The organism is Bacteroides sp. AM37-9 (assembly GCF_003603455.1).
In the GTDB taxonomy this organism is placed as follows: Bacteria; Bacteroidota; Bacteroidia; order Bacteroidales; family Bacteroidaceae; genus Bacteroides; species Bacteroides xylanisolvens.
This window is the reverse complement of sequence record NZ_QTNF01000012.1, coordinates 59985-74803: the sequence shown is the minus strand read 5'-3', so window position 1 is coordinate 74803 and position 14819 is coordinate 59985. Positions and strand designations below refer to the sequence as shown.

Annotated in this window: 28 protein-coding genes and 2 pseudogenes; 1 reads left to right on the top strand and 29 read right to left on the bottom strand. The window is 38.1% G+C overall.

Going from position 1 to position 14819, the window contains the following annotated elements; genetic code table 11:
* Position 1 precedes the first annotated feature (1 nt).
* From DW862_RS10445 to DW862_RS10335, 24 genes and pseudogenes are all read right to left on the bottom strand, one after another.
* Entirely contained in the window at positions 2-517 is a 516-nt protein-coding gene (locus DW862_RS10445; protein WP_120068076.1) for a hypothetical protein, read from the bottom strand.
* On the bottom strand, positions 514-921 hold the full coding sequence (locus DW862_RS10440) for a hypothetical protein (protein ID WP_008775817.1): 408 nt from the start codon (positions 919-921) through the stop codon (positions 514-516). The genes DW862_RS10445 and DW862_RS10440 overlap by 4 nt, the downstream gene beginning before the upstream one ends.
* A complete protein-coding gene (locus DW862_RS10435) occupies positions 918-2183 on the bottom strand; it encodes an RNA-splicing ligase RtcB (protein ID WP_008775816.1) in 1266 nt (421 codons plus the stop codon). Before DW862_RS10435 ends, DW862_RS10440 begins: the two co-directional genes overlap by 4 nt.
* A gap of 2 nt (positions 2184-2185) precedes the next feature.
* A complete protein-coding gene (locus DW862_RS10430; RefSeq protein WP_008775815.1) occupies positions 2186-2395 on the bottom strand; it encodes a hypothetical protein in 210 nt (69 codons plus the stop codon).
* Complete coding sequence (locus DW862_RS26740; protein ID WP_005794346.1) at positions 2373-2645, bottom strand: hypothetical protein; 273 nt, start codon at positions 2643-2645, stop codon at positions 2373-2375. Before DW862_RS26740 ends, DW862_RS10430 begins: the two co-directional genes overlap by 23 nt.
* Positions 2645-3137: pseudogene (locus tag DW862_RS10420) on the bottom strand (DNA N-6-adenine-methyltransferase). The gene DW862_RS26740 and the pseudogene DW862_RS10420 overlap by 1 nt, the downstream one beginning before the upstream one ends.
* A complete protein-coding gene (locus DW862_RS10415; protein WP_005794343.1) occupies positions 3134-3370 on the bottom strand; it encodes a hypothetical protein in 237 nt (78 codons plus the stop codon). The pseudogene DW862_RS10420 and the gene DW862_RS10415 overlap by 4 nt, the downstream one beginning before the upstream one ends.
* Position 3371: 1 nt before the next feature.
* Positions 3372-4288: pseudogene (locus DW862_RS10410) on the bottom strand (radical SAM protein).
* The gene (locus DW862_RS10405) at positions 4288-4635 is read right to left on the bottom strand and encodes a DUF551 domain-containing protein (RefSeq protein WP_005794341.1); all 348 of its coding nucleotides are present in this window, start codon (positions 4633-4635) and stop codon (positions 4288-4290) included. Before DW862_RS10405 ends, DW862_RS10410 begins: the two are co-directional and overlap by 1 nt.
* A gap of 2 nt (positions 4636-4637) precedes the next feature.
* Positions 4638-5033 (bottom strand): DNA methyltransferase, encoded by a 396-nt coding sequence (locus tag DW862_RS26325; protein WP_007854407.1) that lies wholly within the window; start codon positions 5031-5033, stop codon positions 4638-4640.
* 41 nt (positions 5034-5074) lie between these two features.
* Positions 5075-5275 carry a hypothetical protein gene (locus DW862_RS26320; protein WP_234255994.1) on the bottom strand — a complete coding sequence of 67 codons (201 nt, stop codon included), beginning with the start codon at positions 5273-5275 and terminating at the stop codon, positions 5075-5077.
* A gap of 47 nt (positions 5276-5322) precedes the next feature.
* The gene (locus DW862_RS10395) at positions 5323-5526 is read right to left on the bottom strand and encodes a hypothetical protein (RefSeq protein WP_227212364.1); all 204 of its coding nucleotides are present in this window, start codon (positions 5524-5526) and stop codon (positions 5323-5325) included.
* 20 nt (positions 5527-5546) lie between these two features.
* Positions 5547-6329 (bottom strand): phosphoadenosine phosphosulfate reductase family protein, encoded by a 783-nt coding sequence (locus DW862_RS10390; RefSeq protein ID WP_008775809.1) that lies wholly within the window; start codon positions 6327-6329, stop codon positions 5547-5549.
* A gap of 72 nt (positions 6330-6401) precedes the next feature.
* Positions 6402-6656 (bottom strand): hypothetical protein, encoded by a 255-nt coding sequence (locus DW862_RS10385; RefSeq protein ID WP_005794336.1) that lies wholly within the window; start codon positions 6654-6656, stop codon positions 6402-6404.
* Positions 6613-6978, bottom strand: a complete 366-nt coding sequence (locus DW862_RS10380; RefSeq protein ID WP_005794334.1) for a hypothetical protein — start codon at positions 6976-6978, stop codon at positions 6613-6615. The genes DW862_RS10385 and DW862_RS10380 overlap by 44 nt, the downstream gene beginning before the upstream one ends.
* Before the next feature lie 54 nt (positions 6979-7032).
* Positions 7033-7212 (bottom strand): hypothetical protein, encoded by a 180-nt coding sequence (locus DW862_RS10375; RefSeq protein WP_005794333.1) that lies wholly within the window; start codon positions 7210-7212, stop codon positions 7033-7035.
* 51 nt (positions 7213-7263) lie between these two features.
* Positions 7264-7848: a hypothetical protein gene (locus DW862_RS10370; protein WP_120068073.1), complete on the bottom strand. Its 585-nt coding sequence runs from the start codon at positions 7846-7848 to the stop codon at positions 7264-7266.
* An 8-nt stretch (positions 7849-7856) separates the two neighbouring features.
* On the bottom strand, positions 7857-8567 hold the full coding sequence (locus DW862_RS10365) for a TIGR02757 family protein (protein ID WP_005794329.1): 711 nt from the start codon (positions 8565-8567) through the stop codon (positions 7857-7859).
* Positions 8539-9207 carry a hypothetical protein gene (locus tag DW862_RS10360; RefSeq protein WP_005794327.1) on the bottom strand — a complete coding sequence of 223 codons (669 nt, stop codon included), beginning with the start codon at positions 9205-9207 and terminating at the stop codon, positions 8539-8541. The genes DW862_RS10365 and DW862_RS10360 overlap by 29 nt, the downstream gene beginning before the upstream one ends.
* Positions 9089-9508 (bottom strand): hypothetical protein, encoded by a 420-nt coding sequence (locus DW862_RS10355; protein ID WP_009132280.1) that lies wholly within the window; start codon positions 9506-9508, stop codon positions 9089-9091. The genes DW862_RS10360 and DW862_RS10355 overlap by 119 nt, the downstream gene beginning before the upstream one ends.
* 5 nt (positions 9509-9513) lie before the next feature.
* Positions 9514-10476 carry a DNA cytosine methyltransferase gene (locus tag DW862_RS10350; protein WP_009132281.1) on the bottom strand — a complete coding sequence of 321 codons (963 nt, stop codon included), beginning with the start codon at positions 10474-10476 and terminating at the stop codon, positions 9514-9516.
* Between the two features lie 126 nt (positions 10477-10602).
* Positions 10603-11139, bottom strand: coding sequence for a hypothetical protein (locus DW862_RS10345; RefSeq protein ID WP_119187839.1), 537 nt, complete (start codon positions 11137-11139; stop codon positions 10603-10605).
* A 94-nt stretch (positions 11140-11233) separates the two neighbouring features.
* Positions 11234-11413 carry a hypothetical protein gene (locus DW862_RS10340; protein WP_119187840.1) on the bottom strand — a complete coding sequence of 60 codons (180 nt, stop codon included), beginning with the start codon at positions 11411-11413 and terminating at the stop codon, positions 11234-11236.
* Positions 11413-11868: a hypothetical protein gene (locus DW862_RS10335; RefSeq protein ID WP_005794319.1), complete on the bottom strand. Its 456-nt coding sequence runs from the start codon at positions 11866-11868 to the stop codon at positions 11413-11415. The genes DW862_RS10340 and DW862_RS10335 overlap by 1 nt, the downstream gene beginning before the upstream one ends.
* A gap of 379 nt (positions 11869-12247) precedes the next feature.
* On the opposite strand from DW862_RS10335, the gene DW862_RS25890 reads away from it, so the two are divergent.
* Positions 12248-12391 (top strand): hypothetical protein, encoded by a 144-nt coding sequence (locus DW862_RS25890; protein ID WP_153877579.1) that lies wholly within the window; start codon positions 12248-12250, stop codon positions 12389-12391.
* 15 nt (positions 12392-12406) lie between these two features.
* Here DW862_RS25890 and DW862_RS10330 read toward each other — a convergent pair whose 3' ends face one another.
* The 5 genes from DW862_RS10330 to DW862_RS10315 are packed head-to-tail and all read right to left on the bottom strand — an operon-like array spanning position 12407 to position 14818.
* Complete coding sequence (locus DW862_RS10330; protein WP_119187841.1) at positions 12407-13198, bottom strand: hypothetical protein; 792 nt, start codon at positions 13196-13198, stop codon at positions 12407-12409.
* Positions 13182-13355, bottom strand: a complete 174-nt coding sequence (locus tag DW862_RS25885) for a hypothetical protein (protein ID WP_008673373.1) — start codon at positions 13353-13355, stop codon at positions 13182-13184. The genes DW862_RS10330 and DW862_RS25885 overlap by 17 nt, the downstream gene beginning before the upstream one ends.
* 2 nt (positions 13356-13357) lie before the next feature.
* Positions 13358-14101: a hypothetical protein gene (locus tag DW862_RS10325; protein ID WP_009132286.1), complete on the bottom strand. Its 744-nt coding sequence runs from the start codon at positions 14099-14101 to the stop codon at positions 13358-13360.
* A 6-nt stretch (positions 14102-14107) separates the two neighbouring features.
* Positions 14108-14386: an HU family DNA-binding protein gene (locus tag DW862_RS10320; RefSeq protein WP_004326704.1), complete on the bottom strand. Its 279-nt coding sequence runs from the start codon at positions 14384-14386 to the stop codon at positions 14108-14110.
* 3 nt (positions 14387-14389) lie between these two features.
* Positions 14390-14818 carry a hypothetical protein gene (locus DW862_RS10315; protein ID WP_008673371.1) on the bottom strand — a complete coding sequence of 143 codons (429 nt, stop codon included), beginning with the start codon at positions 14816-14818 and terminating at the stop codon, positions 14390-14392.
* Between the last annotated feature and the right edge of the window lies 1 nt (position 14819).

Sequence of the window (14819 nt, the reverse complement as noted above, 5' to 3'; positions counted from 1 at the left end):
ATTATTCCTTATTTTTGTAATTATCTCTTCTCATTTGGTGATAGCGATAGTACATGGATAAGTCGAGTTTACAAATGAAATTATCATCCGCTTTCATGTCAGAAACTTTTTGGGCAGGCTTGACTACCTCAAAGAAAATTCTCTTTACCGCATATCTTCCCTTTTCAAGAGTATAACATTGCACTGATCCTTCATAAGCATAAATAAGCCCGGCGAAATCAGGGACTTCATCGGGCTTTATCAAACCTTTCGGTACTATATAATAAAAATAATTGGTACGTTGACCGGAAGTGACAACATCAAACTTGTTCTTGCCATATTTATCACTTTTCTTTTTGTCCTTATGGAAATCACATCTGCTTACTTTTACTTCATATTCATAAGTCAGGCGTGACCGGGTAACTTCCAATAAGTCAGCTTCCCATTTCCCGACAAAAATATTGGGAAAGATGCGGTTTCCTTTTTTATCACGAAAAACATGATCGCAAAAGCCTTGTATAATATCAAGTGTTTTCATCTGATCTTTGCATGTTCCTTATCCAGTTCATACTCAAAAAATCCTTTTGCTTTATCGTAGAGTTCGTTTTTTATATCAGAAAAGTACATAGCAGTGTTGAATGCTTTTAATGCTGCCTCACGAGCTTTTTTCTTATAATATCCTGCCCGTTTGACTGCATTCTCTTCTTTTCTACGTTCTTGCTGTTCCAAATACCGGTCAACCGCTTCTCGTCCCCAACGGAACATGTCTTCTTTATCGGCAAAGGTGGCAGATTCTTCACGGATTAGCCTTTTCTCCGAGGAAATGACATAAGCTGATATTCCTTTGTATCTACGAATGGAAACGGCTATGTCGAAACCTTTATAATTTTGCTGTTCAACATAGCCGCCAAGAGTATAAGGGAAGTCTGTCTTTTCTATCATACAGCTTTGATATTGATTAGTGGCACAATTGTATCAATAATATCTACCGTAGGTTCTATAAGCTCTTTTATTTCCTGAACATTTTTGTATGCCATAGGACTTTCATCCAATGTCCCTTCACATACGGAAGTGGAATACACTTTGCTCATTTGGGTTTTGAATGCGTCCATTGATAATCTTTCTTTAGCTTCGGAACGGGAGTATAAGCGTCCTGCACCATGTGGTGCAGAATAGTTCCAGTCTTTGTTTCCCTTACCACGACAAAGAAGAATACCGTCTGCCATATTCATAGGAATCACAACGTAATCATTGGCGTATGCGGCAATAGCCCCTTTACGGATTATCATATCATCAAAGCTGATATAGTTATGGACTGTCTCAACGGATATTGCAGCGTTCCAGCCCAAAGCTCTGATTATACGTTGTATAATCAACTTGCGGTTGAATGCGGCATATCCTTGTGCGATCACCATGTCACATAAATAGTGGAGCATTGCTTCATTTGTGAGATACCCAGAATATTCGGTAAATTTTTCCTTCAAACGTAGTATTTCAGTTTGCATGAATTGTGGCTCAACAGTGGACTTCAAGCGTTGAATTTCATTAGAAAAAGCCTTTTTGTCAAATTTTGCTATTTCTGCATGGAATTTACAGACCTTCACACCAAAGTTGCGCGATCCGGTATGTATTGTAAGAAATATATTATTGGTTGACTCGGCACGCCCCAGTTCTATAAAGTGGTTTCCACCTCCCAATGTACCTAAAGAGTTGTAGAATGCGCCTTCATTTATCCCCACCTTCTTACAAAGTTGTGATACATATTCTTCATTAATAACTGGTTTGGTTAGTTGGTATTTAGAGCAGAACTGATCCATTCTGATAGATAAGAAGGTAAACAAATCTTCCTTTTCTTGTTTGGATAAGGGTTGTTGGTTAATCTCAAATCCCATAGGTATGATGGAACGGATTGCATGATTAATGTCCGGGAAAGAACCTTCTGTTATTGCGTTTTCAATTTCTACACACAACATTCCACAACCAATATCCACTCCGATATGATTGGGGTTGACACGATCTGTAACTGGCATGGTGAATCCAATCACTATATCTACTCCTTGATGGGTATCAGGCATAATACGAACCGGAACACCAGTCGTAACCGGATTGTTCAAAATGTTTTGTATCGTTCCAATAGCTTCATTTTCTATTGTATTTGCAAATATTTTACAATCTTTGCCGAATTTTCCTTGTAATTCAATCATAATCAAATCTTTTCGTTAAGTTTTTCAAGAAGTTCATTCGCACAGTTCTTTGCGTATTCTTCATCTTCATCATGAAAGGACTTGACTGTTATCCAAATCCCTGCAAATTTAACTTGCACTTTGTAATCAGGAAGAAGGTATTTCTCTCTGTTTCCGCTGCGATTATCTTCTACGAAGGTAGTCGTTTTATTAATTCTGTACTGTTTCATCATTATTTATTTCTTTAGAGTGGCAATTTCTATCAAGTATCTCAATGCACTGTTTAATCCCAGTATCAAATCCTTCTTTATAGTCTTTGGTATGCTCACCTAAAACATATATAGTCATTGACAGCCAAAATAGAAGTATGCCAACGGATTTATACCAGCATGGTAAAGATATAGAAAAGGGTTTTAAGGTGATAGAGAAATCACCGATCCACAGAAGACCGGCAATGAGCATGAGTAAATATAAGACTTTCATCATTTATCATTGTTAAGTTCAACATATTTGCCTTGTAAAGAGCAGTTCCTTAAAATTTCGGCATTTTCCCGGCCAAATGCAATAAGAACACTACCGCAACCGGGGCTGTCCCCACGTGTTCCATCGGGACGGAAGAATTTTATTCGATTTCTCAAAAACATCATACCAGTTGCTTTCGTGAAGATGATGTCTTGAAACTTATTGCTGTCACACCGGTTAAAAAGTAGTGCTATACCGTTACCGTGTTCTGCCAATTTCTCTACAAACTGCCATATAAGCGGTTTGGAGTACGGAGGGTTAAGCCAAATTCGCCCCCCCCCAATTTTGTACAAGACCATTGTCCTGCTTGTTGTACATGATTTTTGCAGTAGGCCAAAGAGGGTGCATGGGAGCACATGGATCAAGGTCAAATTCACCTAATGCTTCAATGATTTCTCGTGGTGTGTACCATTCATCGGAAGCATTTGCAGATCGTTCAAAAGATGTATTCATGTATTACTTACATTTAGGATTTTACGAATTTCTATATGATCGCAATTTTCATCAGCCTTTTTCAGAATATAAGCAATCTCTTCTTCCTTACTCATGTTCTGTGGACGTTTCGTTGCTTCTGCTCTCAATTCAGAAATAATTTTATCTACTTCGGGATTAGGAGTTTCATATAATTTTTTAAGTTCAGCGGCTCTACGTTTAATAAGTCGCTCTGTCTTTTTGTTTAATTTCATCTTACAACATTTTAAAGTATTCCTTGCATAAAAATCCTTTTCTTGGTGAAAAGTCTTTGAAGTCGCAACTCATGTATATTTCCTTCCTATCAGCCCAATGTGCCATATCTTTCTGCCACTGTGGAATAATTTGGTGTGGATTGTTCAGATCACGAAAGGGTTGACAATGTGGAAGAAAACGGCGGCTTTTAGATTTCCAGTAGTTGACGCGCGCAAACGATTCTTTAAAGTCCATAAGGATGCAATACAAGAAATATTCCCCTTTATATCCATACTTGTCTATTAAAGCGGAAGCACGTTCAACTTCTGCAATCTGTCCCGGTGTATCGCAACCAAAGCGAATACGTTTAATCCATTTTACTCTTGCAAGTAACCGGGCTATTTCATCCGTGATTAAACGGGCATCCAGTCCTTGATTAAAATCCACTTTGACACCCAGTTTGATGATCTTCTCTATTTGCTGCAAGCCATAGTTTGAGGCCAGTATATTATTATCCATAAGGATAGCTTTTTCCGTCCGGCTGTTATTTCCTCAATATCCATATAAGGTGAGATTTTTCCTTCTTTTTTAGGAACAACACACCATTTACACCGATTGGGACACCCACGTGTCAGAAATCCATAGGACAAATTGGAGTCAATATTGTAGATCGAGTAATCAGGCTGAATACGATCAACCTCAACTGGAAGAACTTTTTCAATATCATATCCGGTACCACCTTTTTCTATTTGGTTAGTATTGATATAATAGTTATAGTCGGGTGTGAAAGTGAAAACTTTAGCTGTATATACTTTATCATATTCACATAGTGGATTATACCATTCCACTTGATCGCCTCTTGCTTTGTGGTAAGCACTGATCTTCATAAGTGCTAAATTGGGGAAATTGCTATCAACGGCTAAAATTCCAATATTCATTATTCTTCAAATTTAGGTTTTGGCATCCATGCTATCGGTTCCCATGACGGAGGTATGCTGCTCATTGAAGAGTAAATTGGGTTACCTTTGTACGTGTCATAGATATAACCATCCATGCAGAACCATACATTGTTGCTATATGTACCGTTAAAAATCGCACCATGTTTACATAGAATGATGATGTCTTCATTTTCATCCGGTAACCGTTCTTTCACTGATACCCACGGAGGTTGTTTTGTCTGCCATCTGGCTCCTTCTTTGAATCCTATTCTAAAACAAGTTATTTTATCCCAGTCAGGATGTACGCCTCCAATTTCATTTACGGCTTCTTCTAATGTCTGTTTCATATCTATTTATCAAATAAATTAGTTTGAACCAACCTTCCTCTCTCTGTTTTTATCTCCCCAAAACATTCCCGGTGAAAACGTTCTTCTTGTGCTTCAAAGTATTCTTCATCTATTTCAGTTGCATAGAAATCGAATCCAAGTCCATAAGCAGCTATTCTGCTGCTTCCTGAACCTAAATGACTATCAAAAATTTTGTCTCCCTCTTTGGCGTTTTTTCTTAATATTTCAGCATATAATTTCACTGGCTTCTGACAACGATGGATATTTCCACCTCGTTCTCCAATTGTACACCGGTTTAGAGTTATGATCCGAAGAGCCTTGTCAAAACTACTCCATGCCAATTCACCGTCAGACATAGTTAATCCATGTTGTCCTTTATCCCAAACAATCCAACCCATTTTGGGAGGAAGATAGGTAGTAAAGTAGTTACCACCAAAAATTATTTGATTCTTCGATACCCTGAATAGTTCCTCAAAATATTTCTTTCCGGGGGGGGGGACTTATCCCAATCCTTTCTTTTATATTGTTTAAAGCCTAAATGCTTCGGCATCCCACCTTTGTGCATTATGTCTATGCCATACTGGGGATCGACTATCGCTAAATCAAAGAACTTATCAGGAATCCCCTTCATGTATTCCATACAGTCCATGTTATATACTTCGCTTATCGGCATTATTTATATCCTTTCTATTCTGTTATTATTAATTTCATGTGCATTCTTGAAATCATTTTCTCTTCTTCTTTCAACTTATGATAATAATCTATAGCTTCATCTTTAGTATTGAATGTACCAACACACGAATAATGCCAAGATCCGAAAGGATCTTTGAGGATATACAAGTTGTATGAACCTAAGACCGTTTTCGCCAAATAGTAAGGATCTCGTATCATAATGTTCATTCCATTTTTATTTACTCGCATAGTCCATGAAACAGACTCATGCAGGCATATCCACCTTCCGGCTCGAACATATCAGGGGTATGTTCTTTAACGTACTCCAAAACTTCCTCTACATAAGGATATTGTTTGTTTTTACAGAATCTTTGAGGTATGTATAATGGAGGAAAGAAGGAATGTCCTACGCTTTTCTCTGCTTGAATTAGGCGTTGGCACATTTTAGGATCATTTTTGGCTATGAGTTCGATTTCTTTGTGCCGACACATGATACACGGGAAACATCCAACACGTGAGAATCCACGATAATACAATGGATTCGGTTTCTGCCCTGCATCCAGTATGCAATCTATAACTTGCTGTGCACTCCATTTGAAGATCGGTCTTAGAACAGAAGCGTCATATTGGGAACACCATTCTTTGACATCCTTACTTCGGTAGTTTTCAGTTCTTCCTTTCTTATTAGGTTGAAAATACGATTTGAAGTACATACATTCCTCTTCCATTGCCGCACGTGCTGTACTTTCTCCGGCTCTGATACCTTGTATGATAATGCAGCTTTCTTTCAAAGAAAGTACATAATCAATCATTGGCTTCATTTTTAGTTCACTGGTACAAAATCGTGCATTCGTGGAAGGAAATCTTTTCTTATGAGCTGCCAAAGACACAAAATCATATTTTGATTTGAGAGTTATAAGTCTTACACCCATTTGCAGACAAACATCATTCACATGTTTATATGTGTCAGGGTGTTCCCAACCGGTGTCACAAAACACAGCGGTTAAATTCCCCCCCCCCATATTGTTTGAAGGCTTGGATTAAACATGCTTGTGAATCCTTACCACCTGAAAAACTTACTAATATTTTCATTTTTATGCCATTTCAATTTTTACATATTCATTTTTATTAATCCCGGCACTACCTTTGGGAGAATACACTAATCGGCCTCCATTATCCAATATCTTTTGTACATCTTTCATAGCTTGGTATGCTTGGGTATAGTCTTTGTATTCTTGGTGGCCTATTGGATATTTGCAATATCTTCTACCACCGTCAGGCATGATGCTGATACCGAATACTGTTTCATAAGTTTTTCGGTTGAAATTCTGTTGAGTCCTTACTTTCATTTTTTTTGATACATTTTCCCAGTTTAAGTATAAATACACATTCGTTATCCGGTGCTCCCCAATTGGTGTTACCAACTCCGATGGTTATAGATTCAAGTTCAAAAAGCATTGTCCGTTTGGTGTAGCCAAAACGGAAGCGAACATGAGTGTATTCTTTGGGGTGAAAGCCGTTTCCACGTGTAATACAAGAAAAACAAATAGCTTTCTTACAATAGAAACCAGTCTTTTCATAGGAATTGCGACCTCCACATTTTGCTAATCTTCCGATCCAGTATTTCTTGATCTCTCTGTATTCTTCTTTCTTATTTCCGGATTCGATCATTTCATACCATTTTGCTTTTAATGGCAGGTCAAAGATTTTCATATTAACCATAGTCTAAAAGAGTTGCGGATTCTGTTTGTCGTGAAGGATTTTTTGAACACGTTCAATTTCTTCATCTACTTCACGCTCAATTTGTTTACTTATTCGTAAATCTATCTGTCTCTTATTTTTTAAATATTCTTTTTGGCAACGGCGCATTTCCACCACTTTGTCGAAAAAATCTTTTGGAGTCATAGATTTAAAAGGTATGGAAAAGGCCGCTTTGATGCGGCCTCCCCAGTGTGATTACTTTTTTCCAATCAGAAAGTCTTTCCACAATTCTTTGAATTGTTCTCCAAAGTAAATTGCGATTTCACTTGATTTTACAGCAAGGCGAGAGCCGATATACGCATCCGAGTTCGACCAACCGATATTCGAGGTCGCATAAGCGAGGCCGCAAGTCGCACCGGAAGCCGCATCACCGCCCCAAAGAACCAGCCGATTACGATCCTCTTCGTCCATTTCATCAATTTCTTTTTGATTATAAAGATAAAACCACGGCGTATAACGGTATTCATCTTTAGTAAATCGTGGAAAATCAGGATCGTTGTTTAACGCACGGGCAATAGTGCATAGTTTGATGTAGGCGAGGTGTGCAATATCAGCCACTTCTTCTTTGTGTCCGTCTTCATCTTCAACAAGTAGGCGAACAATGGGTTTTACACCTATTGCTTCACAAGCATCTTCGTAGGTTTTAATATTGTGATAATCTGTATAATCCGGCTTTTGCTTTCCGAATAGGGCTGTTAGAATACTAATTGCTTTAGGACAGTCGTTTGCTTCACTAAAAGCGGCTGTTACCTTTTCTTGTGTGATTTTAAGTTCTGACATAATGTAAATTATTTATTGTTAATACTATATCCGAATAATGCAAAATCTCCCCGGCACGGATCATCCGGGAAAATTGTTTTCATGTAATTGGTTACTTGTTGAACCATTTTCCAGTCCTCTGTTTTGCGTGTTGTTATCCCAAGCTGATGTGCCATTTTTGCAACATGCGCATCCAATGGTATGTATAATTCTGTTGGATGAATAATAGTCCAAATACCTAAATCCACCGGCGATTTTCGTACTACCCACCGTAGAAACAGACAAATACGCTTGCATGGAGAATCACGCTCCAATTTTGGAATACCTTTTACGCCACCAAAATCTGTTTGTATTTCACGGATAACATTGTTGTAACCCTCATAAAATACTTCCAAATCATCCCATTCCTGATATATGTTGTACAACCGCTGGCAAATGCAGAAGAAGTCATGGTAGGTGAACATACGGTAGAAGGTATTTGTATTTTCTTTGTATTGTTCCCATACTTTGTTCATAATGAAGTCATAAGGAGAATTACCCATTAGATTATCCAAAATTTCTGCTTGCTGCATTATCAGTTTGCGATTCCCGAAAGCTATCCATGAAGTAAGAAAGGCACTGATTTCTATGTCCTTTTTATCACTGTACTTATGTGGGAAGAATATAGGATCATCTTTTATAAAATCAGGTGTTTCAAATTGTTTTGCCCAGTCAAGTAGTTTGTTTCTTAGTTCTTCCATAATATTCTTCTTTCCATTTTTTGAAAGCGGCTTCTTTATCATTTGATTTCATCCTTTGTATGAATGATTGATGGGATTCCAATAATTCTTTGGCCTCTTCATCTCCATTTTCCGATCTTTCAGTTAGATGTTTGATATATTCTCCGTAGAACATTCCAGTGCTGTTATTATTTTGTTCATGGGCTTCATTAATTGAAAGAGAAGAAACAATTTCATCACGCTGTACATCGTATTCATTTAACCAGCCGAGAATGATATTACCGTCCAGTCTATCGTAAATCTTACCGGAAGCCATAGCATTACGGAAACACAATTTGATTTCCTCCAATTTGAGATAATAGAATCTGTCTATTATTAGATCAGCGGTAAGTGCCACTTGAACATCATTCATCGTTTTTCCAACATTGAAAAAAGACACAAGCTCGTTAATCGCAATTACCAGTATGGCTCTTGCGCCAGCCAATGTGATTTCTTTTCTTATAACGGAGAGTGGTAGGTTAGGAGTGTTGAGAACAGCTTCTTTAATCGAACTTACGTGCAATCCCTTGTAATACTCCGCTTGCAAGGTCAGCAAGTCTTTCAACGCTTTCTTTTCGGTTGCCGGGAGATTGCTGTTGACTTGAATTAAGTTGTTTCCCATACTTGTTAAAATCATTATTAGACCATCTGACTAAACGTTTGGAAACTTCAAATGTACGTTCCTTCTCAAAGCGCATTTTCCGGCCTCCACATTCAGTCCAATACTCAAAAAAGTCCTTCAACATATCATCAGGATATTTTCCTCTATACATGAGGACTTCACTTCTGAATTTGTCTTTCCTTGCAGAAAGAGAATCCTTATTCATATTCATCTTATGGCCTAATCCGGCCATGAATGCTTGTTCCAATGTTGCATCGGGATGATCCCGACACCATTGGGCTGCTAATTCTTCTGATTTCATTTGATTTATAATTTAGATAACCAATATTTCCATACTCGTGAGGCTACTTGTGCCATCATAACGGGTGGTACACTCATTCCACAGATATAATGTGGGGATTGGTTGAGGAAATGATAATCTTGTGGAAATGTGGATATATTACATACTTCTGACCGTGATAAATATATAGGCTGCTTAAAAGGAATAATTGAGTCTGCATGAGTTGTTAGGGTGTAGCTTACTTTGTTCTCATATAGATATTGTTGATTAAAAAAGCCTCGTTTTCCAGTTTGTTTCTTATAGGCCTCTGCCAAAGCAATATCTCCTGCCACTCTCTGCTCAAATAACTTTCTCATTTTTACGCCAATAGGCTTTCCCTTGTAATCCGCATATTCCCCATAATATATTTCCGATTCATTAAATTCCATGTCGATGTATGGCTCAACATTGAAGAGGTCTGAAACTTTTAGGAAATGGGCTCCCAAATCATGTCTGATACATATAAAGAATACACGTTCTCTTTTTTGAGGTACTCCCATTTTAGAAGCATCAAGAAGAAAATGCTGACAGTAATAACCAGCTTCCTCAAAGCCTTTGTATATACGTCTGACATAATCAATCGCATTCCCTAAAAGAAGTCCTTTTACATTTTCAGCAATAACGACTTTAGGTTTTAAGCGTTTGGCAAGTGCAATAAAATCAAAAAAGAGCGTGTCTAAAACTTGTGTCTTTTGACCTTCCTTGAATTTCTTTTCTTTACCCCACGCATCTTCACGTAATCCCGACATGCTAAATGTACTGCAAGGTGGTGATCCGTCCAATATATCTAAATTGTACAGTTCTTCGGGAAGATTATTCCTTTTCACTAAATCACGAATATCTTCCAAATAACTATACTGGGGATGATGGTTTGTTTCATAGCATTTCATCATTCGTGGATCAATCTCATTACAGCCAATAACATCGTAACCTGCTATTTTGTAACCCATAGTAGAGCCACCGCCACATGCAAAACAAGAAAATACCTTTCCCTTATCTTTAGTAAAAACAGCATCTTCTAAAGACCAGCGATAAGGATAGAGATGTTGTGTATGGGGGGGTAATTACATCTTTCATCATTCCACCTCCCATAATTCAGCTACTCTTTTGAACTCTTCATCAGCTGGAACCGGGCAATCTTTGATCCATTGCATATCTTTTACTTTCCATAACGAAAGGTCTGTGTTGTCAGGAATATGCTTTTTAATATCAGAAAAAAGATTGAGCCGAAGAGATTTACTTTCCATAAGTTCATCTTTGTAATCCAACAAAAAATTATTGGCCTCCAATAAACTATGAACATCATTAACAGAATGTGGAGTGTAAACAACTCCATCGAAGTATCTGATATAATTGGGGAGCATATCAGCCAGTGCCGTATATAGAAATAATTTTCCTTTATTGCCATAGGCCAATTTTTGAACGGTTTTGATACTTTCAGCCAAATTTGCCAGTTTTTCAGGAAACAAAAGTGGTTCTCCACCAGTTATCATGATCTCTTTGTAATTAAAGTGCTCAACAACTGGTAATTTTGAAAAATCCCATGAGTTGTTACAACACATAGGACATTTGTTCGGACATTTGGTTGTAACCAATAGACGTAACTTTTCCATTTATAATGATATTGTTTGGGTGTATTTCAATTCTCCGGTATATCCACGTGCTTTCAATTCTGCGATAAGTTCCCGTGGAGAAAATCTTGCCAATTCAGGATTGGAATATATTTTCTTCAAATTCCCCCCCCGGAGTTTTCTTACGGTTTTTGGCATAAACATTACCGCACTCTTTACAATATGTCTGCAATCCATCTTCGGTTGAAGCATTTTTCCAGAACTCACTGACCGGAAGTTCCCGGCCACATTTGCTACATTTTTTTAATTTTTCCATTATTCCTTTTCTTTAATTCTACCATATTCACATATTAGTAAGGCATCCGAAGTTGCCAATGTAACTTTTGCATACGGGAACAGCTGTTGGGCTTTCTTCTTTAAGATGTTTTTCCATTCTGTCTTACCCAATTTGTCTGTATTTCGTAATCCTATAGTTTTTTGCCAAGTTTGTGGAGATACTGTTACTGTCGGAATCCCACAAGCTATCAATCCCATAGTCAGCTGTCCGTAACCTTCTCCAAAAACAAAAGAGGCAGAAGCACTTTGTCCGGTCATGCCATTCACTCGTTCCAAATAACAAACGCTATTTTCTTTGTATATGGAGAGAAAATCTAATAAGTCTTTGGGAGTTGGTGGCATTTTGATACACTCCAATAATTTGTTATTCTCGGTGTCGTACACTACAATACCACCGTTTTTGCCAACATCTATACCTATGATCCTTCGTTTCATAAATTATACTTTTTTGTTTATAAATCTTTTGAGCTTAATTACATCTTTCTTTCCAAGCCTTAGTGCTTCACTGGTCTTGATGTCAGAAGGTGAAGCTTTACAATTCTCGGTTATCCTTTCAAAATGTCGGATAAAGGATTTTAGGAAATAGTCGGGAATTTCAACTTTCATAATGATTGATTTATGAGAATAAGCCCGGACTCGAACCGGGAACTGTTGCAATCAGGATTTTCGTTTCTGCTTCCGTTTGTACGTATGTCAAGTGTTAATAGCATGATTACCTGACTCGTGATGCTATTCGTGCATTTTTACCACAGAAACTAAGCGTCTTCCAATTCCGCCACTTATTCGTTTGCCTCCACAATAGAGGCATTCTTATATGAACAAAAAGACTCTTTGTAGTATCTACCGCCGTGGAGCGTATGCAGCGTACTCGGCTCGACTTGCAAAGAGAAGAAAAAAGGTGAGGCATGATAGTTCCCGGATAGGCGGTCAAGCCACACCGGGAGAAGCTGATTATTAATCGGGTTAATAATTATTATTTTGTTATTTTTAGAAATTCAGGAGCAATACCATACAAAGGGCTTGTTCCATCCCATTTGTCAATGAACTGTTTATATAATATTTCTTTCGTCAGACCTCTTGACTGAATTAGAGCCTGCTCGGTTTTTAACTGTTCCAGTTCATTGCGCTTCTTCTGTTCCTCAATTTGTTGATCCAATACGGAGATATTGGTATTCACTTCATTTCTACTATCAATTTTTTCGCGAACTTTATCGGAGAACTCCAACTGGGCAGAGAATGTGAGTAATTGCAGACCTCTTTTTTCAAACTCTTTGTCAACTATCTGTTCCAATCGTTTCTCAAACACTAATGAGCCTCCATCAGCCATTAAACTGTCAGTCTTATGTTTCCGACTTTCCTCTTTTATCAAATCATATATACGTGGCTCCAAAATGTTATCTTCTAACGAAGACATGAAATCACTTCCACGGCCAATATGCTTGTTGTCAAAGACAACATCAATGGCACGGTTCTTGATAACTTTATAGCTATATGTGGGACGTGCCTTGAACTCTGTATTATCGGCTGCTTTCAGTGTGACAGCTTCGGCAAATTCTCCACGCTGATCGAATAGCGGAACTTGAAAAAGTTCTGTGCCTAATTCCCATGTAGATACCTTACCGGAAACAATTTTAAAATCCTCTTTCCCTTGTTTGCCGTAGTTTTCCATAAGGACACCGGCATAATTGGGGGCAACTCTTTCGCATGAAGTGAACAAAACAATGGCAAATAATGCCACAATCAAAAAGTCAGTCTTTCTTTTCATTTTCTACTTTTTTAATGATATTATAAACTATAAATGCTACTGTCAGCATAATTATTGAAATTCCCAACCACGCATTTATGTGATTGAATACGCGGTTGCCAATGAAGAAAGCCGATACGACAAGTACCGGCTTCCAGTATTTCTTTACAGTCTTCATTGTTATTGTTCGATAATGGCAATATCCGGTGCCAATTTACGGATCAACAATAATTGCTCGTCAATGGCCTTGTTGCGTTCTTCTTCCACTATCACTTCTGCACCAGGGGAGCAAAGGGATAATCGAATGTTACGCCCATCCACATCTGCAATGATTTCCACTTCAATTTCTTCTGCCGGGCGACCTTTGAAAATCGGAACAATAAGATTGAATGAGGCCGGAAGATTGGAGTTGACAACTTGGCTGTAATTGTCAGTGCGACTACCGTTGTCTTGTCGGGAGTTTTCCACTTTTGAGTCAATGCTGGCTTTGAAGTTCTTCAAGACTGTTACCAGTTCCATGTTGTATTGTGCATCCTTGAAGAAGGCACGATTCATTTTGAAGAACTTTGAAAGCTGCACCGGTTCCCATGTCTTGCTTGTGTTAATACCAAATTCAAGAAACTTGGGATAGTATTTCAACTCACCTCTTACAGTAGCTTTATTCCTACTGTCAGTTTCATTGGTGACAAGTTTAAGTGTCATTTTCTCCCGATCAACAAGAATATAGCAACGTTTCTGATTGATCTGCTCTTTTTCAGAGATTCTTTTCAAGAGAAATTCATGAACACTTCCAATTGTTCCGGCTAATTCTACCTTATCAGGCTCCAGTACCGGTAACTCATTTTCTTCGTGAAGTTCAATAACTCTAAGGGTTGCTTCGGTCATACCCGGAGCAAAGTTCACTTGCATCTTTTCGTTTCCCATGCTGTTCTACAAATTTTTAGTTCTGTTTTTAAATGATTTGGCTGGTTTGAAGTGTGGAGTATAATGCTCCGCTATGACAATAGTCTCGTTTTTGTGTATGTTACGAGCAACTTTTCGTTTATAGTGTTTGGGTGACAGTGTACCAAAACCTCTGATATAAAGAGTTCTTCCATTAGCTACTGCATCCACGGTTTCCTTCAATGCTGCTTCTATAACTGTTCGGACTTCGCAAATAGCAATACCGGTTGATTCGGCTACTTGCTTGATAAGTTCTTCTTTTCTCATGGCTTATCCCTCCGTACCAGTAGATTCAATGTCCTCGAAGACCGTTTTTTGCATCTCTTGTGCCTCCATCGGACGTTCTTTAACCAAATCGCCATTACCATTGTAATATCCGGTGGTACGGGTGCTACGATCCATAAACTTAAAGCATTCATCCGTAATTTCCTCATAACCACGTTTTATATCGGTAAGCAACGTTTTTTTACGTTCCTTTTTAGGTTTCAGTTTGTCCTTGTATGCTTGCATGAAAGCTTTCTTTTCTTCTTCCAGTGCGGCCATGTCAAGGTCAATATTTGCCAACTCCGTTTTCCGTTCACCCATTTCTTCCTCGCTGAAAGGAGAAGTATAGGTAATTCTTTCAACTGCTGCGCAATTGTCTTCCAACATTTGTCTGCGAAGCAATGGATTCTTATCTTTAAATAGTTCTTTATCCATA